The organism is Citrobacter sp. S46_ASV_140 (genome assembly GCF_018919545.1).
Lineage (GTDB): Bacteria > Pseudomonadota > Gammaproteobacteria > Enterobacterales > Enterobacteriaceae > Citrobacter > Citrobacter braakii.
Window position 1 is genome coordinate 43,150 of record NZ_JAHLRC010000014.1, and the last position, 23,529, is coordinate 66,678.

General features: G+C 52.8%; 21 protein-coding genes. 13 read left to right on the plus strand and 8 right to left on the minus strand.

Annotated features, from left to right (window positions below):
• Positions 1-246 precede the first annotated feature (246 nt).
• From yddG to KQJ19_RS06540, 3 genes are all read left to right on the plus strand, one after another.
• Complete coding sequence (gene yddG, locus KQJ19_RS06530) at positions 247-1,128, plus strand: aromatic amino acid efflux DMT transporter YddG (protein WP_016156546.1); 882 nt, start codon at positions 247-249, stop codon at positions 1,126-1,128.
• A gap of 459 nt (positions 1,129-1,587) precedes the next feature.
• Positions 1,588-2,682, plus strand: coding sequence for a porin OmpD (gene ompD, locus KQJ19_RS06535; protein WP_131345781.1), 1,095 nt, complete (start codon positions 1,588-1,590; stop codon positions 2,680-2,682).
• A 143-nt stretch (positions 2,683-2,825) separates the two neighbouring features.
• Positions 2,826-3,206 carry a GFA family protein gene (locus tag KQJ19_RS06540; protein WP_087121860.1) on the plus strand — a complete coding sequence of 127 codons (381 nt, stop codon included), beginning with the start codon at positions 2,826-2,828 and terminating at the stop codon, positions 3,204-3,206.
• On the opposite strand, the gene KQJ19_RS06545 is transcribed toward KQJ19_RS06540, so the two are convergent.
• Positions 3,207-4,694, minus strand: a complete 1,488-nt coding sequence (locus tag KQJ19_RS06545) for an MFS transporter (RefSeq protein WP_216403450.1) — start codon at positions 4,692-4,694, stop codon at positions 3,207-3,209. It lies immediately after the preceding gene.
• Between the two features lie 117 nt (positions 4,695-4,811).
• On the opposite strand from KQJ19_RS06545, the gene KQJ19_RS06550 reads away from it, so the two are divergent.
• The 7 genes from KQJ19_RS06550 (at position 4,812) to KQJ19_RS06580 (ending at position 14,784) form a co-directional block, all read left to right on the plus strand.
• A complete protein-coding gene (locus tag KQJ19_RS06550; protein ID WP_016153113.1) occupies positions 4,812-5,390 on the plus strand; it encodes a TetR family transcriptional regulator in 579 nt (192 codons plus the stop codon).
• A gap of 212 nt (positions 5,391-5,602) precedes the next feature.
• Positions 5,603-6,988 carry a NarK family nitrate/nitrite MFS transporter gene (locus tag KQJ19_RS06555; protein WP_047358146.1) on the plus strand — a complete coding sequence of 462 codons (1,386 nt, stop codon included), beginning with the start codon at positions 5,603-5,605 and terminating at the stop codon, positions 6,986-6,988.
• 113 nt (positions 6,989-7,101) lie between these two features.
• Positions 7,102-10,842, plus strand: a complete 3,741-nt coding sequence (locus tag KQJ19_RS06560; protein WP_103283814.1) for a nitrate reductase subunit alpha — start codon at positions 7,102-7,104, stop codon at positions 10,840-10,842.
• The gene (narH, locus tag KQJ19_RS06565; protein WP_019076801.1) at positions 10,839-12,383 is read left to right on the plus strand and encodes a nitrate reductase subunit beta; all 1,545 of its coding nucleotides are present in this window, start codon (positions 10,839-10,841) and stop codon (positions 12,381-12,383) included. Before KQJ19_RS06560 ends, narH begins: the two co-directional genes overlap by 4 nt.
• Complete coding sequence (gene narW, locus KQJ19_RS06570; protein WP_016153117.1) at positions 12,383-13,078, plus strand: nitrate reductase molybdenum cofactor assembly chaperone; 696 nt, start codon at positions 12,383-12,385, stop codon at positions 13,076-13,078. The genes narH and narW overlap by 1 nt, the downstream gene beginning before the upstream one ends.
• Positions 13,075-13,755, plus strand: a complete 681-nt coding sequence (narI, locus tag KQJ19_RS06575) for a respiratory nitrate reductase subunit gamma (RefSeq protein ID WP_216403451.1) — start codon at positions 13,075-13,077, stop codon at positions 13,753-13,755. Before narW ends, narI begins: the two co-directional genes overlap by 4 nt.
• Before the next feature lie 135 nt (positions 13,756-13,890).
• On the plus strand, positions 13,891-14,784 hold the full coding sequence (locus KQJ19_RS06580; protein WP_216403452.1) for a PhzF family isomerase: 894 nt from the start codon (positions 13,891-13,893) through the stop codon (positions 14,782-14,784).
• 57 nt (positions 14,785-14,841) lie between these two features.
• On the opposite strand, the gene nhoA is transcribed toward KQJ19_RS06580, so the two are convergent.
• On the minus strand, positions 14,842-15,687 hold the full coding sequence (gene nhoA, locus KQJ19_RS06585) for an N-hydroxyarylamine O-acetyltransferase (protein ID WP_216403453.1): 846 nt from the start codon (positions 15,685-15,687) through the stop codon (positions 14,842-14,844).
• Between the two features lie 157 nt (positions 15,688-15,844).
• On the opposite strand from nhoA, the gene KQJ19_RS06590 reads away from it, so the two are divergent.
• Positions 15,845-16,417, plus strand: a complete 573-nt coding sequence (locus KQJ19_RS06590; RefSeq protein ID WP_216403454.1) for a flavin reductase family protein — start codon at positions 15,845-15,847, stop codon at positions 16,415-16,417.
• A 39-nt stretch (positions 16,418-16,456) separates the two neighbouring features.
• Here the strand turns inward: KQJ19_RS06590 and pptA are convergent, their stop codons facing one another.
• Both pptA and KQJ19_RS06600 read right to left on the minus strand, forming a co-directional pair.
• Positions 16,457-16,684, minus strand: coding sequence for a tautomerase PptA (gene pptA, locus KQJ19_RS06595; protein WP_047358141.1), 228 nt, complete (start codon positions 16,682-16,684; stop codon positions 16,457-16,459).
• Between the two features lie 34 nt (positions 16,685-16,718).
• Entirely contained in the window at positions 16,719-17,723 is a 1,005-nt protein-coding gene (locus tag KQJ19_RS06600) for a LacI family DNA-binding transcriptional regulator (RefSeq protein ID WP_216403455.1), read from the minus strand.
• A 319-nt stretch (positions 17,724-18,042) separates the two neighbouring features.
• Between KQJ19_RS06600 and KQJ19_RS06605 the strand changes: the two genes are divergently transcribed.
• On the plus strand, positions 18,043-19,239 hold the full coding sequence (locus tag KQJ19_RS06605; RefSeq protein ID WP_016153126.1) for an L-talarate/galactarate dehydratase: 1,197 nt from the start codon (positions 18,043-18,045) through the stop codon (positions 19,237-19,239).
• 73 nt (positions 19,240-19,312) lie between these two features.
• The gene (locus tag KQJ19_RS06610; RefSeq protein WP_016153127.1) at positions 19,313-20,623 is read left to right on the plus strand and encodes an MFS transporter; all 1,311 of its coding nucleotides are present in this window, start codon (positions 19,313-19,315) and stop codon (positions 20,621-20,623) included.
• 69 nt (positions 20,624-20,692) lie between these two features.
• Here KQJ19_RS06610 and KQJ19_RS06615 read toward each other — a convergent pair whose 3' ends face one another.
• From KQJ19_RS06615 to KQJ19_RS06630, 4 genes are all read right to left on the minus strand, one after another.
• The gene (locus tag KQJ19_RS06615; RefSeq protein WP_200079956.1) at positions 20,693-21,310 is read right to left on the minus strand and encodes a glutathione S-transferase family protein; all 618 of its coding nucleotides are present in this window, start codon (positions 21,308-21,310) and stop codon (positions 20,693-20,695) included.
• Positions 21,311-21,392: 82 nt separating this feature from the next.
• Entirely contained in the window at positions 21,393-22,166 is a 774-nt protein-coding gene (locus KQJ19_RS06620; protein ID WP_016153129.1) for an amino acid ABC transporter ATP-binding protein, read from the minus strand.
• Positions 22,150-23,076: an amino acid ABC transporter permease gene (locus KQJ19_RS06625; protein ID WP_103766311.1), complete on the minus strand. Its 927-nt coding sequence runs from the start codon at positions 23,074-23,076 to the stop codon at positions 22,150-22,152. Before KQJ19_RS06625 ends, KQJ19_RS06620 begins: the two co-directional genes overlap by 17 nt.
• 9 nt (positions 23,077-23,085) lie before the next feature.
• The coding region (locus tag KQJ19_RS06630) for a GNAT family N-acetyltransferase (protein WP_216403456.1) at positions 23,086-23,529 on the minus strand (444 nt) is incomplete at its 5' end.

The following is a 23,529-nucleotide window of genomic DNA, read 5'->3' on the forward strand; positions in this document are numbered from 1 at the left end:
CAAATTGCGCTAGCGCGGCATGATTGAAAGATGACATGTACAACTTCGCGACGAAACTATCAGCTATATCCATATTTTTTTTGCGTCAAATCAATAACGAAACGGTTCCGCTACTAAATAGTGCACTTCGCTTAACCTTTGTACCCATAAGGGAGTAGACAAAAGGGAATTAATTAGCGCGCTACGGTGTAAAGGTGCTATACATTTCAGCTTAATTTTTGCCAGTACCATGGACAGACAATCAGCATGACAAAACAAAAAGCAACGTTAATTGGGCTTATTGCCATCGTGCTCTGGAGCACGATGGTCGGGCTTATTCGTGGGGTAAGCGAAGGACTGGGGCCGGCAGGCGGCGCGGCGATGATTTTTACATTAAGCGGCCTGTTGCTGATATTTACCGTCGGCTTCCCAAATATCAGAAAAATTCCTGTGCGATATTTAATCGCCGGTAGCGTGCTTTTTGTTAGCTATGAAATATGCTTAGCGCTGGCCCTCGGCTATGCCGCTACTCGTCACCAGGCTATTGAAGTCGGTATGGTCAATTATCTCTGGCCAAGTCTGACAATATTATTCGCCATCTTATTTAATGGCCAAAAAACAACCTGGTTAGTGATTCCCGGATTAATCATCGCATTGACCGGGGTTTGTTGGGTGTTGGGGGGCGAAAACGGCCTCAATCCTGGAGAAATTATCAGTAATGTTGCCAGCAGCCCGCTTAGCTATTTCCTCGCCTTTCTCGGCGCTTTTATCTGGGCAACGTATTGCACGGTGACTAATAAATATGCAAAAGGTTTTAACGGCATCACCGTGTTCGTTTTACTAACGGCGGCAAGTTTGTGGGTTTACTATTTTATTACGCCTCAACCGGAAATGGTTTTCAGCACTTCGGTGACGATTAAAATGTTCACTGCAGCATTAACGTTAGGATTTGCCTATGCCGCGTGGAATATTGGCATTTTGCATGGCAACGTGACCGTTATGGCCGTCGGGTCTTATTTTACTCCAGTGCTCTCCTCTGCGCTGGCCGCGGTGTTGCTCAGTGCCCCGCTGTCACTATCCTTCTGGCAAGGAGCGCTGATGGTCTGCGCGGGGTCTCTGCTTTGCTGGCTGGCAACGCGCCGTGCCTGAAAAAAAGTCGGGTTTTATCACAAACAAATAAAATCCGGCTATACTTTAGACAATTTAATGAATAATAATTGTTCATTCCACTGCGGTTTATGTTTATATTTGTTTAATTAAATGTTAAATATATGGAAATTAATTAACACCCGAAAGTATTACTCGGTCATCTATATCTCTTCACATGTATATATTACACCTGCGAAACTAACGCCATTTAAATCATAGCCTGCACAATAGTTCCCCGTGTAAATATACCCATTCCGATCTGTCACATATTAAGATTAATACAATCAGCTATATTATGTAGATCTGGATCACACAACTTCAAATATTTCGCAATATTATGAAACTTATTATTGAACTTATACCACTGCGTCATTTAAAAATGGTTTGCCATTGACGAACCCCTTCGTTTAGCAATGGTTTAGGAAACACACCAAGAAATAATTATAAGGATTATTTAGAATGAAACTTAAATTAGTTGCAGTGGCAGTGACTAGCCTGTTGGCGGCAGGTGCGGTAAACGCAGCTGAGGTATATAACAAAGACGCAAACAAACTGGACCTGTACGGTAAAGTTCACGCTCAACACTACTTCTCTAACGATACCAGCAGCGATGGCGACAAAACTTACGCGCGTCTGGGCTTCAAAGGCGAAACTCAGATCAACGACCAACTGGTTGGTTTCGGTCAGTGGGAATATGAATTCAAAGGCAACCGTTCTGAAGATCAGGGTTCCGACAAAGATAAAACCCGTCTGGCATTCGCTGGCCTGAAATTCGCTGAATACGGTTCTTTCGACTACGGTCGTAACTACGGCGTAGCTTACGACATCGGCGCATGGACCGACGTTCTGCCAGAGTTCGGTGGCGATACCTGGACCCAGACTGACGTCTTCATGACTGGTCGTACTACTGGCGTTGCAACCTACCGTAACACCGACTTCTTCGGTCTGGTTGAAGGTCTGAACTTTGCCCTGCAGTACCAGGGTAAAAACGATCGTAGCGCCGACAAAGAAGCTAATGGCGACGGCTTCGGTCTGTCTACTACCTATGAGTACGATGGCTTCGGCGTAGGTGCAACCTATGCGAAATCTGACCGTACTGACTCCCAGAACAACCACAGCGGTCAGTTCAAAGCTGACGGTAAGAACGCTGAAATTTGGGCTGCTGGCCTGAAATATGATGCGAACAACATCTACCTGGCAACCACCTACTCCGAAACCCGTAACATGACTACCTTTGGTGGTACTGTTAAAGGTACTGAGATCATCGGTATTGCAAATAAAGCACAGAACTTTGAAGCTGTTGCTCAGTACCAGTTCGACTTCGGTCTGCGTCCGTCCGTTGCTTACCTGAAGTCTAAAGGTAAAGACATCAACGGTTACGGCGACCAGGATCTGGTTGAATACGTAGATCTGGGCGCGACCTACTACTTCAACAAAAACATGTCCACCTTCGTTGATTACAAAATCAACCTGCTGGATGCCAACAACTTCACAAGAGCTGCCGGTGTAAGCACTGACAACATCGTTGCTGTTGGTCTGAACTACCAGTTCTAATTTTGTTGTAGTCTGAATACAAAGCCAGTCCTTCCAGGGCTGGCTTTTTCTCTTAATGTAGACTCGGTCATAAGGAGTATGCCGTGCAGACATTCACTGGTCGTTGTCTTTGCGGGCAGAGTCATTTTACCGTCGACGTCGAAATGCTGGATGTCTATGCCTGTCATTGTACGCTGTGCCAGAAGTGGTCAGGTGGCATCGCTATGTATCTGGAAGCCAGCGCTCAGCCGCTGATGTCGCCAGATTCAGCAGAACCTTCGCACTTCCCATCTTCAAATCGTGGTGAACGTTTCTTCTGTTCCGGATGCGGGTGCCCGCTGTGGTTTACCCTAACGGGCAGCGATCGTTATTTTGTGCCGTGGACGCTGCTGGAGCTGAATGAGGTGGATCGCCGCCGCCTGGTTTTAGCGGCAGAGATCTATACGGAAACACAGCCTGCGTTCTGGAGGCTGACGGGGCAATACGCTCGACTGAGTGGGAAAGAAGTCGAAGAGATGGATTACCCCTGTCATTTAGCCCATTAGTTATTGACGCTGTACCTTTGCCAGACTGAACCACATTCCTACCGCTAATACGATAAGCATGCTGCCGGCGCTGCTTAAGGCCACGCTGTGCGACCAGGTAAAGGCTTCTTTAGCAGCCGACAGCAACGCCTCACTCAGCGACGACGGGAGCGAGTGCGCCAGTTGCACCGCCTCCCCCATTGACGATGAGGCTCGTTCTATCTCCTGTGGATTAAGTCCGACAGGCGGCAGAATCGACGCTGAAAAGCTGCGGCTCAACAACAAACCAAAGATAGCGATCCCAAGCCCGGCCCCCAGTTCATAAGCCATTGTCTCGATGGCGCCCGCGGCTGCGGCTTTTTCTGCCGGGGCTGCCGCCATGATAGCCGACGTTGAGGCCAGCAGCGCACTGGCGGCGCTGAAACCGAGCAAAGCCATTAATATCCAGGCTTGAATCTGCTGAGTACTGAAATCTGTCATCGCCAGTCCGTAAAAACTGACGGCGCTAAGCGCCATACCCGCCGTTGCCACACAACGTAATCCCAGGCGTGACACCAGCATACCAGCAATGGGTCCGCTGAAGCCGCTTGCCAGCATCACCGGCAGCATAAACAGTCCCGCCTGATACGGTGTTAAACCATGAACAAACTGTAGCTCCTGAGCCATCAGTAACTCGAAACCCACCAGAGTTATCATGGCGGTCATCGCCATCACAACGCCGCTTAAGATGATGCGATGCGTGAACAGCCGCATATCAATCATCGGGCGGGAAGCGGCAAGCTGGATGCGGACAAACTGCCACAACAGTAACGCGCCGGTTAACAGCGTCAACGTAATGGCAACGGTCGCCGTATGCCCTTTCAGCGCGGTTTTAGCGCTGTAAACCAGCAGCAGAATGGCGACAATCAGCATTATTGCATGACCGAAATTTAACGATTGATCGCGACGTCCGGCCTGGCGCGGCACTAAGCGTGCGGTTAAGGCCATTACCACCAGGACAATCGGCACATTAATTAAGAACACGGATCCCCAGTAGAAGTGCTCCAGCAGCATTCCACCAACCAGTGGGCCAAATGCCGCACCGCCGGAACCCACGGCAGCCCAGACACCGAGCGCCATATTGCGATGCCGTTGCTCAGCGAATGTGGCGCGAATACCCGCAAGCGTTGCCGGAACAATCATCGCCGCCCCAATCGCCAATACAGCCCGAGTGGCAATCAGCCAACCCGCGCTGTGGGCAAAGGCAGCGGCCAGCGATGCGAGACCAAATAATCCGCCCCCTAACAGCAACAGACGTTTAAAGCCAATACGATCGCCCAGCGCGCCCATTGGCAATACCATTCCGGCCATTACCAGAGAATAAATATCAATGATCCACAGCAGCTCGTTACCACTGGCACCCAGCGTCATACTCAGCGTGGGCGCGGCAACGTGCAGCACCGTTGCATCAATCGCAACAGGGATGTAGACCAGTACAATAATGACTAACGTTAACCACTGACGAAACATAAAACTCCCTAACGAAACTGAAACTGGACACGTGTCCAGCTTTAGCGATCCTACGGAAATTTGAACGTATGTCCAACTTTTTGTTAGACTGCGTGCTATACGGGTACAGGAGGAAAGATGAGCTATCTGAATCGGGACGAACGTCGGGAAGTTATTCTGCAAGCGGCCATGCGTGTCGCGCTTGAGGAAGGATTTACTGCTATGACGGTGCGGCGTATTGCCACGGAAGCTCAGGTGTCCACCGGGCAGGTACACCATCACTTTACCTCTGCGGGTGAGTTAAAATCCCTCGCTTTTGTGCAACTGATACGGACCCTTCTGGATGCCGAACAGGTCAGTGATAACGCCAGCTTCCGCGAACGACTGCATGCCATGTTGGGCAGCGAAGATGGCGGGTTCGAACCCTACATTAAACTGTGGCGTGAAGCGCAGGTCCTGGCGGATAAAGATCCGGAAATCAAAAGCGCCTACCTGCTAACCATGCGGATGTGGCATGAAGAAACCGCCGCTATCATCACTCAAGGACAGAGTGCAGGTGAATTTTCAGCAATACCGGATGCGGCCGAGGTGGCCTGGCGCTTAATCGCATTGGTTTGCGGCCTGGATGGCATCTATGTCTTAGGCATTGAGGAAATGGCCGACCCTGCATTCGAACGCCATTTGGATCGTATGATTACGTTAGAGTTAGTTAATTGATGTTATAGATGAATTAATAATACATCTTTTATTTTTACAATTGGTAACACTTAAGCAACATGTAATTCCCTCATCACGCCGCGTTATTGCACTTTTTTATCTATTCTTTCAGTCAATATTCCCAAAACTTTTCAATAATTTCTAAAAAGAACTCGCGCGGCGCTGTGTGCGTTTATTTCTTTTTCATGAACGGCATGGGCATGGAGAATAATATGTCAGCATCAAATGAGAAAAATAATCGTTATCTTTTAACTGACTGGAAACCGGAGAACCCCGCCTTTTGGGAAAACAAAGGTAAGCATATTGCACGCAGAAACCTCTGGATATCAGTAAGTTGTCTGTTGCTGGCATTCTGCGTCTGGATGTTGTTCAGCGCCGTGGCCGTCAATCTGAATAAAATTGGTTTTAATTTCACCACTGACCAACTGTTTTTATTAACGGCATTGCCTTCTCTTTCTGGCGCAATATTGCGCGTCCCCTACTCCTTTATGGTACCTATATTTGGTGGGCGCCGGTGGACCATTTTTAGCACGATTATTCTGGTTATTCCCTGCGTCTGGCTCGGTTTTGCCGTGCAAAATAACGCTACTCCGTTTGGCGTATTTATTATCATTGCGCTGATGTGTGGTTTTGCTGGCGCAAACTTTGCCTCCAGCATGGGTAATATCAGCTTTTTCTTCCCCAAAGCGAAACAAGGCAGCGCATTAGGCGTTAACGGTGGTCTCGGCAACCTTGGCGTCAGCGTGATGCAGTTGATCGCGCCGCTGGTGATCTTTCTGCCTATCTTTACCTTTTTGGGCGTACAGGGCGTACCGCAAGCCGACGGCTCGTTATTGTCGCTGGCCAATGCCGCATGGATTTGGGTTCCGTTACTGCTGATAGCCACCTTAGCAGCAGGCATGGGAATGAACGATATTGCCAGTTCGAAGGCCTCAATTGCTTCCCAGTTGCCGGTCCTCAAGCGTTTTCATCTGTGGTTATTAAGCCTGCTGTATCTCGCCACCTTCGGTTCATTTATCGGCTTTTCGGCAGGCTTTGCCATGCTGGCGAAAACTCAGTTCCCGGACGTGAATATCCTGCAACTGGCGTTCTTCGGCCCCTTCATCGGCGCTCTTGCGCGATCGGCAGGTGGGGTGATCTCTGACAAATTCGGCGGTGTGCGCGTCACGTTAATTAACTTCATCTTTATGGCGTTGTTTAGCGCCCTGCTGTTCCTCACCCTGCCAGGGTCAGGCGAAGGAAACTTTGTCGCCTTCTACCTGGTGTTTATGGGCTTGTTCCTGACTGCGGGTCTGGGAAGCGGCTCAACCTTCCAGATGATCGCGGTGATCTTTCGCAAAATCACCATATACCGGGTCAAGCTGCACGGCGGTACTGAAGAACAGGCCCAACGTGAGGCGGTAACCGATACCGCTGCCGCCCTGGGATTCATCTCTGCTATTGGCGCTGTGGGGGGCTTTTTCATCCCCAAAGCATTTGGTTCATCGCTGGCGCTGACTGGCTCTCCGGTGGGCGCAATGAAAATATTCCTCGTGTTTTACATCGTCTGCGTGCTGGTGACCTGGCTGGTCTATGGCCGTAAATCACAAAAAAAATAACAAAATGGATACCGCAGGATCGGACAGTTCGCTAGGCCGGATAAGGCGTTAACCGCCATCCGGCCTACCGTTCGATTCACCGTCGGCAATATTCTCAAAGCAGGAGTTATGTCATGAGTAAACTGTTCGATCGCTTTCGCTACTTTAAACAAAAGGGCGATACGTTTGCCGATGGGCACGGGCAAGTGATGCACACCAACCGGGACTGGGAAGACAGCTATCGTCAGCGCTGGCAGTTCGACAAAATTGTGCGTTCTACCCACGGCGTTAACTGTACCGGCTCATGCAGTTGGAAAATCTACGTCAAAAACGGATTGGTGACCTGGGAAACGCAGCAAACCGACTACCCGCGTACTCGCCCTGACCTGCCAAATCATGAACCCCGTGGCTGCCCGCGCGGTGCCAGCTACTCCTGGTATCTTTACAGCGCCAACCGTCTGAAGTATCCCCTGGTGCGTAAACGTCTGATCGAACTGTGGCGCGACGCCCTGTCCCGCCAGCCCGATCCGGTGCTGGCCTGGGAATCCATTATGAACGACCCGCAAAAATGCCAGAGCTACAAACAGGTACGCGGGCGCGGTGGTTTTATCCGTTCCAACTGGAAAGAGCTTAATCAGCTCATTGCTGCCGCCAACGTCTGGACGGTGAAAACCTATGGCCCGGATCGCGTGGCCGGGTTCTCCCCGATCCCTGCTATGTCGATGGTCTCCTATGCCGCAGGCACACGCTATCTTTCGCTACTGGGCGGAACCTGCCTGAGCTTCTATGACTGGTACTGCGATTTACCGCCTGCATCACCGATGACCTGGGGCGAACAGACCGATGTTCCAGAATCCGCCGACTGGTATAACTCCAGCTATATCATCGCCTGGGGGTCAAACGTGCCGCAGACCCGTACCCCGGATGCGCACTTTTTTACTGAAGTACGCTACAAAGGCACAAAGACGATTGCCATTACGCCGGATTACTCGGAAGTTGCCAAACTGTGCGACCAGTGGCTGGCACCCAAGCAAGGGACAGACAGCGCGTTGGCGATGGCGATGGGCCACGTCATCCTGAAAGAATTCCACCTCGACAATCCCAGCGATTACTTCATCAATTACTGTCGTCGCTATACCGATATGCCGATGCTGGTTTTGCTGGATGCCCGGGAAGATGGCAGCTACGTGCCAGGGCGCATGATGCGCGCCTCAGACCTTGTCGATGGTCTGGGCGAAAGTAACAATCCGGAGTGGAAAACCGTGGCCTTTAACACTGCTGGCGAACTGGTGGTCCCGAACGGGTCTATCGGTTTTCGCTGGGGCGAGAAAGGTAAATGGAACCTGGAGCCACTGGCGGCTGGCGCTGAAACAGAACTTTCCCTCTCGCTGCTTGGTCAGCATGATGAAGTGACTGGCGTGGCATTCCCCTACTTCGGCGGTAACGAAAACCCACATTTTCGCAGCGTGAAACAGGAACCCGTGCTGATTCGTCAACTGCCGGTAAAACATCTTACCCTCGCCGACGGCAGCCGTTGCCCGGTGGTAAGCGTCTATGATCTGGTGCTGGCGAATTACGGCCTCGACCGCGGTCTGGATGACGCTCATAGCGCGCAAGATTACAGCGAAGTGAAAGCCTACACCCCGGCCTGGGGAGAGCAAATTACTGGAGTCCCTCGCCGTCATATCGAACAAATCGCCCGTGAGTTTGCCGATACGGCGCACAAAACGCATGGCCGTTCGATGATTATCCTCGGGGCTGGCGTCAACCACTGGTATCACATGGATATGAACTACCGTGGAATGATTAACATCCTCGTGTTCTGCGGTTGTGTGGGACAAAGCGGTGGCGGCTGGGCGCACTATGTGGGTCAGGAGAAACTGCGTCCGCAAACCGGTTGGTTGCCGCTGGCCTTTGCGCTGGACTGGAACCGCCCGCCGCGTCAGATGAACAGCACCTCGTTTTTCTACAATCACTCCAGCCAGTGGCGTTATGAAAAACTCACCGCTCAGGAACTCCTCTCTCCGCTGGCTGACGCGTCCAAGTTTAGCGGACATTTGATCGACTTTAACGTGCGGGCAGAAAGAATGGGCTGGCTGCCGTCCGCGCCGCAGCTCAACCTCAACCCTCTGACCGTCAAAGCAAAGGCAGAACAAGCGGGAGTGTCGCCTGCACAATACACTGCACAGGCGCTGAAATCGGGTGAAATTCGTTTTGCCTGCGAGCAGCCGGATAGTGGTAACAACCATCCGCGTAATCTCTTCGTCTGGCGCTCTAACCTGCTCGGCTCCTCCGGTAAAGGGCATGAATACATGCTCAAGTATCTGCTGGGTACCGAAAGCGGGATCCAGGGAGAAGCGCTCGGTTCAAGCGAAGGTATTAAACCTGAAGAGGTGGAATGGCAGTCCGCGGCGATAGAGGGCAAGCTTGATCTGCTGGTAACGCTCGATTTCCGTATGTCGAGTACCTGCCTGTTCTCCGATGTCGTTTTGCCGACCGCCACCTGGTATGAAAAAGACGATATGAACACCTCGGATATGCATCCGTTTATTCACCCGCTGTCGGCCGCGGTCGATCCTGCGTGGGAATCGAAGAGCGACTGGGAAATTTATAAAGGCATCGCCAAAGTCTTCTCTGAGGTTTGCGTCGGACACCTTGGGCAAGAAACGGATGTGGTATTGCAACCGCTGCAACACGACTCCCCGGCAGAGCTGGCGCAGCCGTTTGACATTCAGGACTGGCGTAAAGGCGAATGCGATCTCCTCCCGGGGAAAACGGCGCCCAACATTGCCGTTGTGGAACGTGACTATCCCGCCACCTACGAACGCTTCACTTCGCTCGGTCCGCTAATGGACAAGCTCGGTAACGGCGGGAAAGGTATTACGTGGAATACCCAGACGGAGGTCGATTTCCTTGGCAAGCTGAACTACACCAAACGCGAAGGTCCGGCGAAAGGCCGACCACTGATAGACACCGCGCTGGATGCGTCTGAGGTGATCCTCGCCCTGGCACCGGAAACGAACGGTCAGGTGGCGGTGAAAGCCTGGGAAGCGCTGGGAGCGATGACCGGACGCGACCATACGCATCTGGCGTTGAACAAAGAAGACGAGAAAATCCGTTTTCGCGATATTCAGGCGCAGCCGCGCAAAATCATCTCCAGCCCCACCTGGTCCGGGCTGGAAAGTGAACATGTCTCCTATAACGCAGGCTATACCAACGTCCACGAGCTGATCCCGTGGCGCACCCTGTCCGGTCGCCAACAGTTGTACCAGGATCACGCGTGGATGCGAGCGTTTGGTGAAAGTCTGGTGGCATATCGTCCGCCTATCGATACCCGAAGCGTCAGCAATATGCGCGAAGTTCCGCCTAACGGCTTCCCGGAAAAAGCGCTCAACTTCCTGACTCCGCATCAGAAATGGGGGATCCACTCTACCTACAGCGAAAACCTGCTGATGCTGACGCTGTCGCGCGGCGGCCCCATTGTCTGGATCAGTGAAACCGATGCTAAAGAGCTGGGCATTGAGGATAACGACTGGATTGAAGCCTTTAACGCCAACGGCGCGCTCACCGCGCGGGCAGTGGTGAGTCAGCGCGTGCCGCCGGGAATGACCATGATGTATCACGCTCAGGAGCGAATCATGAATATCCCTGGCTCGGAAGTCACCGGTATGCGCGGCGGGATCCATAACTCAGTCACCCGCGTCTGCCCGAAACCCACGCACATGATCGGCGGCTATGCGCAACTGGCATACAGCTTCAACTATTACGGCACGGTCGGCTCTAACCGCGATGAGTTCATCATGATTAGAAAAATGAAAAATATTAACTGGCTGGATGATGAAGGTCGCGATCAGGTACAGGAGGCGAAAAAATGAAAATACGCTCACAGGTAGGCATGGTTCTTAATCTGGATAAGTGCATCGGCTGCCACACCTGCTCCGTCACCTGTAAAAACGTCTGGACCGGGCGCGAAGGGATGGAATATGCGTGGTTTAACAACGTTGAGACCAAGCCAGGCATTGGTTATCCGAAAAACTGGGAAGATCAGGAAGAGTGGCAAGGCGGCTGGATTCGCGATGTTAACGGGAAGATAAGGCCGCGCCTGGGCGGCAAGATGGGCGTTATCACCAAAATTTTTGCTAACCCGGTGATCCCGCAAATCGATGATTATTACGAACCCTTTACCTACGATTATCAGCATCTGCATAGCGCGCCGGAAAGCAAGAATCAGCCCACCGCACGTCCGCGTTCGCTGATAGATGGCAAACGGATGGACAAGATTATCTGGGGCCCTAACTGGGAAGAGTTGCTCGGCGGTGAGTTCTCAAAACGTGCCCGCGACCGTAACTTTGAGAAAATGCAAAAGGAGATGTACGGGCAATTCGAAAACACCTTCATGATGTATTTACCGCGCTTGTGCGAACACTGCCTGAACCCAAGCTGTGTCGCCACCTGCCCGAGCGGTGCCATCTATAAGCGTGAAGAAGACGGCATCGTGTTGATCGACCAGGATAAATGTCGCGGCTGGCGCTTGTGCATCAGCGGTTGTCCGTACAAAAAAATCTACTTTAACTGGAAGAGCGGTAAATCAGAGAAGTGCATTTTCTGCTACCCGCGTATTGAGTCCGGCCAGCCGACGGTATGTTCGGAAACCTGCGTGGGACGCATCCGCTATCTTGGCGTATTGCTGTACGACGCCGACCGCATCGAAGAAGCAGCCAGCACCGAGCATGAGACCGATCTCTACGAGCGTCAGTGCGATGTGTTCCTCAATCCACACGACCCGGCGGTCATTGAAGAGGCGTTAAAACAAGGTATTCCGCACAACGTCATCGAAGCGGCCCAACGTTCGCCCGTTTACAAGATGGCGATGGACTGGAAGCTGGCGCTGCCGCTGCACCCGGAATACCGCACCCTGCCGATGGTCTGGTATGTACCGCCGTTGTCGCCGATTCAGTCGGTCGCTGACGCGGGGGGACTGCCGCACAATGGCAACATTCTGCCAGCGGTTGAATCACTGCGAATTCCGGTTCAGTACCTTGCCAACATGCTTAGCGCGGGCGATACCGGTCCGGTACTGCGGGCGCTAAAACGAATGATGGCCATGCGCCATTATATGCGTTCGCAAACCGTAGAAGGCGTTACGGACACCCGCGCGATTGAGGAAGTGGGTCTGACCGTTGAGCAGGTTGAAGAGATGTATCGCTATCTGGCCATCGCCAACTATGAAGACCGCTTCGTGATCCCGACCAGCCACCGTGAAATGGCGCGTGATGCGTTCCCGGAGAAAAACGGTTGCGGATTTACCTTTGGCGACGGCTGCCATGGTTCAGATACCAAATTTAACCTGTTTAACAGCAGTCGTATTGACGCCATCGACATCACCGAAGTGCGCGATAAAGCGGAGGGTGAATAATGCAAATCCTGAAGGTTATCGGCCTGCTGATGGAATATCCCGACGAGTTGCTGTGGGAGTGTAAAGACGAGGCGCTGGCGCTTGTGGCCAGCGATGCCCCAATGCTTACCGAATTTAGCCAGGGGCTGCTCAATGCGCCATTACTGGATAAACAAGCCGAATGGTGTGAGATATTTGACCGGGGCCGGGCCACCTCTCTGCTGCTGTTTGAGCACGTGCACGCCGAGTCTCGCGATCGGGGTCAGGCGATGGTTGATCTGTTGGCGCAGTACGAAAAGGTCGGACTGCAGCTCGACTGCCGCGAACTGCCGGATCATCTGCCGCTGTATCTGGAGTACTTAAGCGTGTTGCCGGAAGCGGAGGCCAAAGAAGGATTGCAGAACGTCGCACCGATTCTGGCGCTGCTGGGTGGGCGTTTGAAACAGCGTGATACGCCGTGGTATCAACTGTTTGACGCCCTGCTATTGCTTGCCGGAAGCCCTCTTTCAAGTGACAGTGTCACTAAACAGGTTGGCACGGAAACCCGCGACGATACCCGACAGGCGCTGGATGCCGTCTGGGAAGAGGAACAGGTGAAGTTTATCGAGGATAACGCCACCGCCTGTGACAGTTCACCGTTACAAAACTATCAACGACGCTTTAGCCAGGACGTGGCACCTCAGTATGTCGACGTCAGCGCGGGAGGCCCGAAATGATACAGTACCTGAACATCTTTTTTTACGATATCTACCCGTACCTGTGCGGCACGGTGTTTATCCTCGGCAGTTGGCTACGCTATGACTACGGGCAATACACCTGGCGGGCCTCTTCCAGCCAGATGCTGGACAAACGCGGCATGGTGTTATGGTCAAACCTGTTCCACATCGGCATTCTGGGGATCTTTTTCGGGCACTTGTTTGGCATGTTAACCCCGCACTGGATGTATGCCTGGTTCCTGCCGATTGCGGTGAAGCAGCAGATGGCGATGATCGCCGGTGGGCTCTGTGGCGTGCTGACGCTGGTCGGTGGCGCTGGCTTGCTGGTACGTCGTTTGACCAATCCGCGCATTCGTGCAACCTCCTCCACTGCCGATATCCTGATCCTCTGCGTTCTGCTGATTCAGTGTATCCTCGGCTTAACCACCATCCCATTCTCTGCGCAGCATCCTGACGGCAGTGAAATGCTGAAACTGGTAGGTTGGGCGCAGTCGGTGGTGACTTTCCAGGGCGGCGCGTCTGCGCATCTGGATGGCGTGGCGTTGATTTTCCGTGTGCATCTGGTTCTGGGGATGACTATCTTCCTGCTGTTCCCGTTCACACGCCTGGTTCACGTGTGGAGCGCGCCGTTTGAGTACTTTACCCGCCGCTATCAAATAGTGCGTTCACGCCGATAAATCCGCATTGAAATGTCGGGTGACGACACGCCTTATCCGGCCTACAACCAGGCACCGTAGGCCGGATAAGATAGCGATCATCGCCATCCGGCATTTTGCACGTTATGATGCTTCTCCATTCTAGGGAGAACGTTAATGAAACCACAGGTTTACCACGTCGATGCCTTTACCTCGGTACCTTTTCGCGGCAATTCAGCAGGCGTGGTTTTGCATGCTGACGGACTGAGCGAAACACAGATGCAACTCATTGCTCGCGAGCTGCGTCATTCGGAAACTGCTTTCCTGCTGACCAGCGACGACAGCGATGTTCGCATCCGCTATTTCACGCCGACGGTAGAAGTTCCTATCTGTGGGCATGCTACCGTCGCTGCACATTATGTGCGGGCAAACGTGCTTGGCTTGGGCAACAGTACAGTCTGGCAAACCTCGCTGGCCGGTCGTCATCGGGTGGATATCGAAGCTACCGGGAATGGCTATCGTATTAGCCTTGAGCAAGGCGTACCCGGATTTGAACCTCCGCTGGAAGGGGCTATTCGTAGTGCGATTATCGAGGCCCTACACCTGAGCGAAGACGATATGCTGGCAGGCTTGCCGATTCAGGTTGCTACCACCGGGCATTCGAAAGTGATGATTCCGCTCAAGCCCGAGGTGGACCTCGACGCCCTTTCCCCTGATTTGCAGGCTTTGACAGCCATCAGCCAACAAATTGGCTGTAACGGCTTCTTTCCTTTTCAAATCCGCCCGGGCGAAAACGCCACCGATGGCCGCATGTTTTCGCCTGCAATTGGGATTGTGGAAGACCCGGTTACCGGCAATGCCAACGGTCCAATGGGCGCGTGGTTGGTTCACCATGGGCTGATGGCGCATGATGGGAAAACGTTACGTGTTCAGGGACATCAGGGCCGTGCGCTCGGGCGCGACGGTATTGTTGATGTGACGGTGACTATCCGTGATAACCAGCCAGAAAAAGTCACCATTACCGGTTCGGCGGTGATCCTGTTTCACGCAGAATGGACGATAGATTTTTAATTGTTCCCGTAGGCCGGATAAGGCGATTACGCCGATCCGGCACTAATTCCGATGCCCCTATTTCCCCGCCTCCGGATGCGTATCAAACGCCGCCATTACCGTCGCCAGCTCATCCTGGGTAAACCCATGCTTCACGTCATCCACGCCCAGGCCAAACCGCTCCTGCAACAAGGCATACAGGCTGGGGACGTCAGGCAGATTAATCTGTTCTACCGCGTGTCCATCCTGATAATGGGTGAAATGAAAATTGGTTAACGTTAATTTCCCGCCGTCGGGCAGATGACGACACATCAGCAAATGATGGCGAAAATGTGATTGCGGCCAGTGAGCGGACCAGAAGTTGCCTATCAGATAATCGCTCTGATGCTGTACGACCAGGTCGAAACGGTACATTGATTGCCAGTGTTCGTGATGACAGAACTGTAGGATCCAGTCTTCACCTTCCTGAATCAACCGATACTCGCCGTGTGGTGTCTTCTGCTCAACATTCGCCTGCAGACGAATCGGCGCCGTCAGGGTCTGCCCGCCGAAACCAACGTCGGCGATCCACTGCTCCCCCTGCAACTCAACCAGCAACAGACGATGCGTGCGTGGTGGCAGGCTTGACGGGTTCGCCAGTACCACACGTCCGAGCAGACTGCGTACGGTAAAACCGATTTCGCGTAGCGCCCGCTCAAATACTCCGTTCTGTTCAAAACAATAGCCGCCGCGACGCGCCGTCACCAGCTTCTCCTCCAATGACAAATCGTCAAGCTGCATCTCTCTTGGAAGCAATACATCCAGGTTTTCAAAAGGTATGGCGGCGTTGTGCAGTAAATGCAGCGCCCGTAAGGTTTCAATGTTGACCCTGGCCAACTCTGACCAGCCAATACGGGCAAAATAAGCGGTTAAAAAAGGCGTCATACGGAGTTCCTGTTCGATTAATGCAGTACTTATAACGCATTTTTAATTTTGCGCCGTCGATTTTGTGCGTTGTTCCTCCAGACGAGGCGACAAAATCGCTAATACCGTTAATATCTATGTTTATTGTGGTGTGTTATCTCTCAGCCAAGGAGCATCCATGAGCCATTTTCGTCCGATCGAATTAAAACATGCCAGTCGGTTGCTAAATCACGGCCCAACGATATTAATCACCAGCCGGGATGAGCATACCGAGCGGCGAAATGTGATGGCTGCCGCGTGGTCAATGCCCGTGGAGTTTGAACCACCGCGGATCGCGATTGTTGTCGACAAGACCGCCTGGTCACGTGAGCTCATTGAACGTAGCGGCAAATTCGGCATCGTTATTCCGGGCGTCGCCGCCGCCAACTGGACCTGGGCCGTAGGCAGCGTTTCCGGTCGGGTGGAAGATAAATTCAACTGCTACGGCATTCCCGTGGTACAGGGACCGGTACTGGGTTTACCGCTGATTGAAGCCAAATGTCTGGCCTGGATGGAGTGCCGCCTGTTGCCTGCCACTGCGGCACAGGAAGAATATGACACGCTGTTTGGTGAAGTGGTCTCGGCTGCCGCTGATGAGCGAGCCTTCGTGGAAGGACGCTGGCAGTTTGATGATGGCAAGCTCAATACCCTGCATCACCTTGGGGCCGGAACGTTTGTCTCCAGTGGAAAACTCATAACAGCAGCTGAATAATGGCACGACAAAACGGGCGGAAAATCCGCCCGTTTTGTCTTACATGCTGTAGCCGGGTTTTTTAATCAACCTGGCCATCTGCGGCGCAATCTCCACATCCCACACGCCCTGCCACGCCTCGGGCTCAATTTCATTAAGCGCCACGCTCACTGAACTGTCTTTGCTTTGCAAATGACGAATAATGACGTCGGTAATATCCGCCGCCAGCGCGGATTTTTGTTCGTCGTTAAGATCGCGAGGAAAACATTTGATATCGACGTGCGGCATAGCAGATTCCTTATTGTTTTGGGATGCAGGTAACTTATGCGGATTCTCGTTCCACCAGGTGAAATCCAACATCAATAATATCGTCTTCACGCGGAATTTGTTCGATACGATCGGCAAGCAGAGAGGCGGCGCGTTGTCCAATAGCCCGTCTGTCGACGCTGACGGTGGTGATGGCAGGTCGGTTACTGGCGGCAAAGTCGAGATCGCCAAAACCGATTACCGCTAATTCCTGCGGCACGCGTAGACCACGGCTTTCGGCTTCCATGATCGCCCCCTGAGCTAACGTATCTGAGCTACAGACGATGACATCAAACGCGCGTTCAGCCAATAGCTGTGCCAACCCGCTACGCCCCAATGCCAGAGAGGCAGGAAGCGGGACATCCACCTGTGCACCAGCCGCAATACCATGACGGCTCAGCGCATCGCACAGTCCTTGTTTACGCTGGCCTGCCCGGCGATCGGCGGTCCATAGCAAACCAGGACGGCGATACCCTTTTTCCAGCAAATAGTCTGCTACCGCCTGCCCGACTTTTTCATGCGAAAACCCCACCAGCATATCGATGGGCGTTGGCGTTAAATCCCATATTTCCACGACCGGGATGGCCGCATTAAGAATCACCTTTTTCAGCTCGGCGGTATGATGGATACCGGTGAGCACTACACCATCCGGGCGACGAGAAAGCAGCGTCGCCACCAGATCAGCCTCTGTTTGCGGCGTATAACCCGACACGCAGAGCAAGATGTGGTATCCGCGTTCAGCCAGTTCATCGCTTAATGACTGGATGGTATCGACAAACATATTGTTGTTAATTTGTGGGACAACCACAGCGATAAGCTTACTGCGACGCGACGCCAGCCCCCCGGCCAGCGCGTTGGGAATATATCCGGTGGCGCGTACCGCCTGCATCACTTTTTCTACTGTTCTCGGGCGCACCAGTTGCGGGGTATTCAACGCCCTGCTCACCGTCATGGGCGACAATCCCGCGGTACGGGCAACATCTTCCAGCGTGGGTGCGCGCGGATGTCTGGGATTTTTCACTGTCGATGCCCTTGTCAAAAATCGCTGATTTATCCTGGCATTATTCATCATGATTTCGGCTATTGCCAGCGCCCCACTACGATAACGCTGAGAAAACAGCAGCTTAGTTAATTAGCGCCATCTGAAATGATAGCGCCATCATAATGACTTGTGCATTTACCCATAAAGTATTGGAATGTGATGCTGTTTACAAGTTACTGCCCTTTTGTCTCAGTATTTGTGAGCGATTGTTCAAAACGCATTCAATTCGCTGGCGCAATGATTGCGCTAACACTAAAAATGTTAGCGCAATCATTTGTTATCACCAGGAGAGATTAAAATGTCATTAAGTGCGAATTCCGATGCCGTAACGTATGCCAAATCAGCCAATGCAAAAACCGCGGCTGAAACCGGCGACCGTATCGAGTGGGTTAAGCTGTCCCTGGCTTTCCTTCCTCTGGCAACACCCGTGAGCGATGCCAAAGTGCTGACCGGTCGCCAGAAACCCCTAACCGAAGTTGCCATTATTATCGCGGAGATCCGCAGTCGCGACGGGTTTGAAGGCGTTGGATTTAGTTACTCCAAACGGGCTGGCGGCCAGGGAATCTATGCTCATGCCAAAGAAATTGCCGATAACCTGTTAGGCGAAGATCCAAACGATATCGACAAGATCTACACCAAGCTGCTGTGGGCTGGCGCTTCCGTAGGGCGCAGCGGCATGGCGGTTCAGGCTATCTCCCCTATCGATATCGCCTTGTGGGATATGAAGGCCAAGCGTGCAGGGTTGCCGCTGGCAAAACTATTGGGTGCACACCGGGACTCCGTGCAGTGTTACAACACCTCCGGCGGATTCCTGCATACGCCGCTGGATCAGGTGCTCAAAAACGTCGTTATTTCCCGTGAAAACGGCATTGGCGGCATCAAACTCAAGGTTGGTCAGCCAAACTGCGCCGAGGATATTCGCCGCTTAACCGCGGTGCGTGAAGCGCTGGGCGATGACTTCCCGCTGATGGTCGATGCCAATCAGCAGTGGGATCGAGAAACCGCCATTCGTATGGGACGAAAAATGGAGCAGTTCAATCTGATCTGGATTGAAGAGCCGCTGGATGCCTACGATGTGGAAGGTCACGCCCAACTGGCCGCCGCGCTTGATACCCCGATTGCTACCGGTGAAATGCTGACCAGTTTCCGCGAACATGAACAGCTGATCCTCGGTAATGCCAGTGATTTTGTGCAGCCCGATGCACCGCGTGTGGGGGGAATTTCACCGTTTCTGAAAATTATGGACCTGGCGGCAAAACACGGTCGCAAACTGGCTCCGCACTTTGCCATGGAAGTTCACCTGCATCTGTCCGCCGCTTACCCGCTTGAGCCATGGTTGGAACATTTCGAATGGCTGAACCCGTTATTTAATGAACAGCTTGAGCTGCGCGATGGGCGGATGTGGGTTTCCGACCGTCACGGTCTGGGGTTCAGCATCAGCGAGCAGACACGTCGCTGGACGCAATTAACCTGCGAGTTTGGTAAACGTCCTTAATTTATTTGGCGGGTAAGTAATACCCGCCCTCTTCCCTACAGAAACGCTCTCAACCTTATGAAAGGAGTGGGTGATGAACACAATAATAAAGCGCACAAAAGTGCGTTACGGTATTTTGATATTTCTGTTTCTAGCCACCGTATTTAATTACGCCGATCGCGCGACGTTATCCGTCGTGGCTCCGATTATGAGCAAAGAATTAGGTTTTGATCCCGAAGCAATGGGGCTGGCCTTTTCTGCCTTCGGTATTTCTTATGTCATTATGCAATTGCCTGGCGGCTGGCTACTTGATCGCTACGGTTCTCGTCTGGTATACGGCTGCGCCCTGATTGGCTGGTCGCTGGTGACCATGTTTCAGGGCACCATTTATCTGTATGCCAGTCCACTTGTGGTATTGATAATCTTACGTTTACTGATGGGTGCCATTGAGGCTCCGGCCTTTCCTGCCAACAGCCGATTAAGCGTACAGTGGTTTCCTAATAATGAACGAGGCTTTGTCACCTCAGTTTACCAGGCCGCGCAATATATCTCGTTAGGGGTAATTACACCGTTAATGACGATTATTTTGCATAATCTCAGCTGGCACTTTGTTTTTTATTACATCGGGGCGATTGGCGTTATTCTTGGCATCTTCTGGCTGGTAAAAATCAGAGATCCTATGCATCATCCGAAGGTAAACCAGCAGGAAATTGACTATATCCGGGAAGGCGGTGGCGAACCGTCGCTGGGAAATAAAAAAGAGCCACAGAAGATTACCTTTGCGCAAATAAAAAGCGTCTGCGTCAACCGCATGATGATTGGCGTTTACATCGGGCAGTTCTGCGTGACGTCAATCACCTGGTTCTTCCTGACCTGGTTTCCTACCTATCTGTATCAGGCTAAAGGAATGTCGATCCTTAAAGTGGGGTTTGTCGCCAGTATTCCTGCTATTGCCGGTTTTATCGGTGGATTGTTAGGGGGCGTTTTTTCAGACTGGCTATTAAAGCGCGGCTACAGCCTGACGGTTGCTCGTAAGCTACCCGTTATCTGCGGAATGTTACTTTCCTGTGTCATCGTTATCGCTAACTACACCTCGTCAGAATTTGTGGTTATCGCGGCGATGAGTCTGGCATTTTTCGCCAAAGGCTTTGGCAATCTGGGGTGGTGCGTACTTAGCGATACTTCACCAAAAGAAGTGCTCGGCATTGCTGGCGGCGTATTCAATATGTGCGGCAATATGGCGAGTATTATCACGCCGCTGGTGATCGGCGTCATTCTGGCGAATACCCAGTCATTCGATTACGCCATTCTGTACGTCGGTTCGATGGGGCTGATTGGCCTGATTTCTTATCTGTTTATCGTGGGGCCACTGGATCGTATTACGCTGAGCCCGTCCGTCGCGTAATGTAAGCTTATGGCGATAGTTCGCCCGCTGTTCCGGGATTTGCACTCCTGCGGAACAGCGTTTTTTTGTTTAAATAATCTTATTATTTTTCAGTACAGTACGCAGTCGCGGGTGCTGGCAAACCGCGTCGGCGATAGCGCTGATATTGGGCGTGTTGTCCTGAAACCAGTCATGCCCCGGCCCCCAGGTGCGCATAACGGCAATATAAACGTCCAGCAGTGTTAGCTGATCGCCAAACGCGTACGGCTCAGCGCTTAGCTGGTCGTTCAGCCACCTATAAAGCGATTTGCGGTACTCAATACAGTTCTTTTTTAACTGCGCCGCGGCGTCTGGTACCCAGCGTTGTGGATAATCGGCATAGGTAAACGTTGGATAGACATTTGCCACCAGCCATATCAACAGACGCTGAAACTGCTGGCGCTCAGCGTGCCCAACGGGTGGCGCAAGTTCAGGACAACGATCGAGGATCATCAGGGCGATCGCCGCCGTTTCCGTCATCACGTTACCATTTTCCAGTATCAGTGTGGGCACCTGGCACAACGGATTCATTTTTTTAAGCAACTCCCGCGAAGGCCCGTCGCGGTCAAAACCATCAACATCAATAAAGCTGTAAGGGATCTCCGCCAGTGTGAGCATCACTTCACTGATGGCCGATCCCCAGCCCGGCACCCCATAGACCCTAATCATGCTGCAACCCCCAAAGTTAAAACCCTAAGTGTAGAGCAGCATTCGTCAGTCTATGCAGGCCTGCCTATCTTTCCCTGCAAGTTCACAGCACTTTCGACAAGAATTGCTGGGTGCGCGTGTGGCGTGGATGATTCAGCACCTGCTCGCTGCTGCCCTGTTCGACAATTTTGCCATCGACCATAAACACCACCTGATCCGCCACTTCCCGGGCGAACCCAATCTCGTGCGTCACCACAACCAGCGTGGTTCCCGACTGCGCCAGTGCTTTGATGACATCCAGAACTTCGCCAACCAGTTCAGGATCCAGCGCTGAAGTGGGTTCATCAAACAGCATAACGCGTGGATTTAGCGCCAGCGCACGGGCTATAGCGATACGCTGCTGCTGACCGCCGGAGAGATGACGCGACCAGGCATCGGCTTTATTACGCAGGCCAACGGCATCAAGCAGAGTTAATGCCCGCTCGGTGGCGGCTTTACGCGATGCCAGACCGTGCGCAATGGGCGCTTCAATCAAATTCTCCAGCACCGTTAAGTGCGGGAACAGATTAAAATTCTGGAACACATAGCCGACGTTAACGCGCTGGCGCAAAATTTCCGCCTCTTTCAGCTCATACAGCTTGTCTCCCTGCCGACGATAACCAATGTAATCGCCATCGATTTGAATAAACCCTTCATCGACGCGCTCCAGATGGTTGATCGTCCGCAAGAGTGTGGATTTCCCTGAACCGGACGGGCCAAGAATAACCGTTACCGTTCCGGGAGGGATCTCCAGCGACACATTATCCAGCGCTTTGTGGCGACCGAAGTATTTGCTGACGCCGGTAATGGAAATATGGCCTTCAGGCGAGTGGGACATGGATGGCCTCCTGCTGCGGACGTTGACGGTTGCGTTTTTCTGCACGGCTCACCCGGGCGGTATTGATTGCGGAACGTCGCTCGCTGCGGGCCAGCGCGCGTTCCACCAGGTGCTGAATTAACGACAGGACGCTGGTGATCACCAGATACCACACCGCACCCACCATCAGCAGCGGGATCACTTCCTGCGTGCGGTTGTAGATCATCTGGATGGTGTAGAACAGCTCTGGCATTGCCAGCACGTATACCATCGCCGTCCCTTTCGCCAGACTGATGATTTCATTGAAGCCAGCAGGCAAAATGGTGCGCAGCGCCTGCGGCAGAATAATTCGCAGCGTACGTCGCCATGCGGGTAAGCCCAGCGCTGCCGCTGCTTCGTACTGGCCGTGGTCAACCCCTAAAAATCCACCACGAATAATTTCAGCGGTATAGGCGCTTTGCACCAGCGTCAGGCCAACCACCGCGGTGGAAAACTGGCCGAGTACATTGATGGTCTCAAAACTGCCCCATTGAATGGGAGTAAACGGAATACCAATCGTCAGCGTGTCGTACAAATAGGAGAAGTTGTACAAAACGATGAGCACCACAATCAGCGGTAACGAACGAAACAGCCAGATGTATCCCCATGCCAGACCGTTCAGCAACCAGGAAGATGAAAGCCGTGCCAGCGCCAGCAGACCACCGATGATAATACTCAACAGCGTACCGATAAGCGTCAGTAGCAGAGTTTGCCCAAGGCCGGACAAGATAACCGGATCAAAGAACCAACGGGCAAACACGCCCCATTCCCAGCGCGGATTAAACGCCACGGACTGGATAATCACCGCCAGGACAAACAAGGCAATGACTGCTCCTGCGGTGCGCATGGGATAGCGCGCCGGTACGACTTTAATACTCTCCGTCGTTTTCATCTTCTCTCCTCAGGCTATTCTGGCCTGACCGGCGATGGTCAACAGTTTGGTAAAGCGCAGCCGGCCATCAAACGGTGGCATGCTGTACTCTTCGGGATCGCGCGCTGTATCAAATTGCGGATCGTAGCCCTGGCTTAAATAAAGTCGCACGGCCTCCGGCTGGCGAAATCCCGTGGTCAGATAAATCCGGCTGTAGCCCGCCAGCAGCGCCCTGCGTTCCAGCTCCTGCACCACGCGCGCCGCCAGCCCCTGCTGACGCAGGCTGCTTTTCGTCCAGATGCGCTTAATCTCGGCGGTGTCTTTGTCGTAAGGTTTGTAGGCCCCGGTGGCGATAATCTCGCCGCTGCGCTCCAGTACCACGAAAAGTCCCTGCGGTGCCAGATACCATTCGGTCAGCTCCACTTCAGCGTCGCGAGAAAAATAATCGCCATAGCGGGCGGCATATTCACCGAA

Bases quoted from the DNA above. Each gene is read 5' to 3' on its own strand.
- yddG (WP_016156546.1), top strand. From the start codon at position 247: ATGACAAAACAAAAAGCAACGTTAATTGGGCTTATTGCCATCGTGCTC.
- ompD (WP_131345781.1), top strand. From the start codon at position 1,588: ATGAAACTTAAATTAGTTGCAGTGGCAGTGACTAGCCTGTTGGCGGCA.
- KQJ19_RS06540 (WP_087121860.1), top strand. From the start codon at position 2,826: ATGCTGGATGTCTATGCCTGTCATTGTACGCTGTGCCAGAAGTGGTCA.
- KQJ19_RS06545 (WP_216403450.1), bottom strand. From the start codon at position 4,694: ATGTTTCGTCAGTGGTTAACGTTAGTCATTATTGTACTGGTCTACATC.
- KQJ19_RS06550 (WP_016153113.1), top strand. From the start codon at position 4,812: ATGAGCTATCTGAATCGGGACGAACGTCGGGAAGTTATTCTGCAAGCG.
- KQJ19_RS06555 (WP_047358146.1), top strand. From the start codon at position 5,603: ATGTCAGCATCAAATGAGAAAAATAATCGTTATCTTTTAACTGACTGG.
- KQJ19_RS06560 (WP_103283814.1), top strand. From the start codon at position 7,102: ATGAGTAAACTGTTCGATCGCTTTCGCTACTTTAAACAAAAGGGCGAT.
- narH (WP_019076801.1), top strand. From the start codon at position 10,839: ATGAAAATACGCTCACAGGTAGGCATGGTTCTTAATCTGGATAAGTGC.
- narW (WP_016153117.1), top strand. From the start codon at position 12,383: ATGCAAATCCTGAAGGTTATCGGCCTGCTGATGGAATATCCCGACGAG.
- narI (WP_216403451.1), top strand. From the start codon at position 13,075: ATGATACAGTACCTGAACATCTTTTTTTACGATATCTACCCGTACCTG.
- KQJ19_RS06580 (WP_216403452.1), top strand. From the start codon at position 13,891: ATGAAACCACAGGTTTACCACGTCGATGCCTTTACCTCGGTACCTTTT.
- nhoA (WP_216403453.1), bottom strand. From the start codon at position 15,687: ATGACGCCTTTTTTAACCGCTTATTTTGCCCGTATTGGCTGGTCAGAG.
- KQJ19_RS06590 (WP_216403454.1), top strand. From the start codon at position 15,845: ATGAGCCATTTTCGTCCGATCGAATTAAAACATGCCAGTCGGTTGCTA.
- pptA (WP_047358141.1), bottom strand. From the start codon at position 16,684: ATGCCGCACGTCGATATCAAATGTTTTCCTCGCGATCTTAACGACGAA.
- KQJ19_RS06605 (WP_016153126.1), top strand. From the start codon at position 18,043: ATGTCATTAAGTGCGAATTCCGATGCCGTAACGTATGCCAAATCAGCC.
- KQJ19_RS06610 (WP_016153127.1), top strand. From the start codon at position 19,313: ATGAACACAATAATAAAGCGCACAAAAGTGCGTTACGGTATTTTGATA.
- KQJ19_RS06615 (WP_200079956.1), bottom strand. From the start codon at position 21,310: ATGATTAGGGTCTATGGGGTGCCGGGCTGGGGATCGGCCATCAGTGAA.
- KQJ19_RS06620 (WP_016153129.1), bottom strand. From the start codon at position 22,166: ATGTCCCACTCGCCTGAAGGCCATATTTCCATTACCGGCGTCAGCAAA.
- KQJ19_RS06625 (WP_103766311.1), bottom strand. From the start codon at position 23,076: ATGAAAACGACGGAGAGTATTAAAGTCGTACCGGCGCGCTATCCCATG.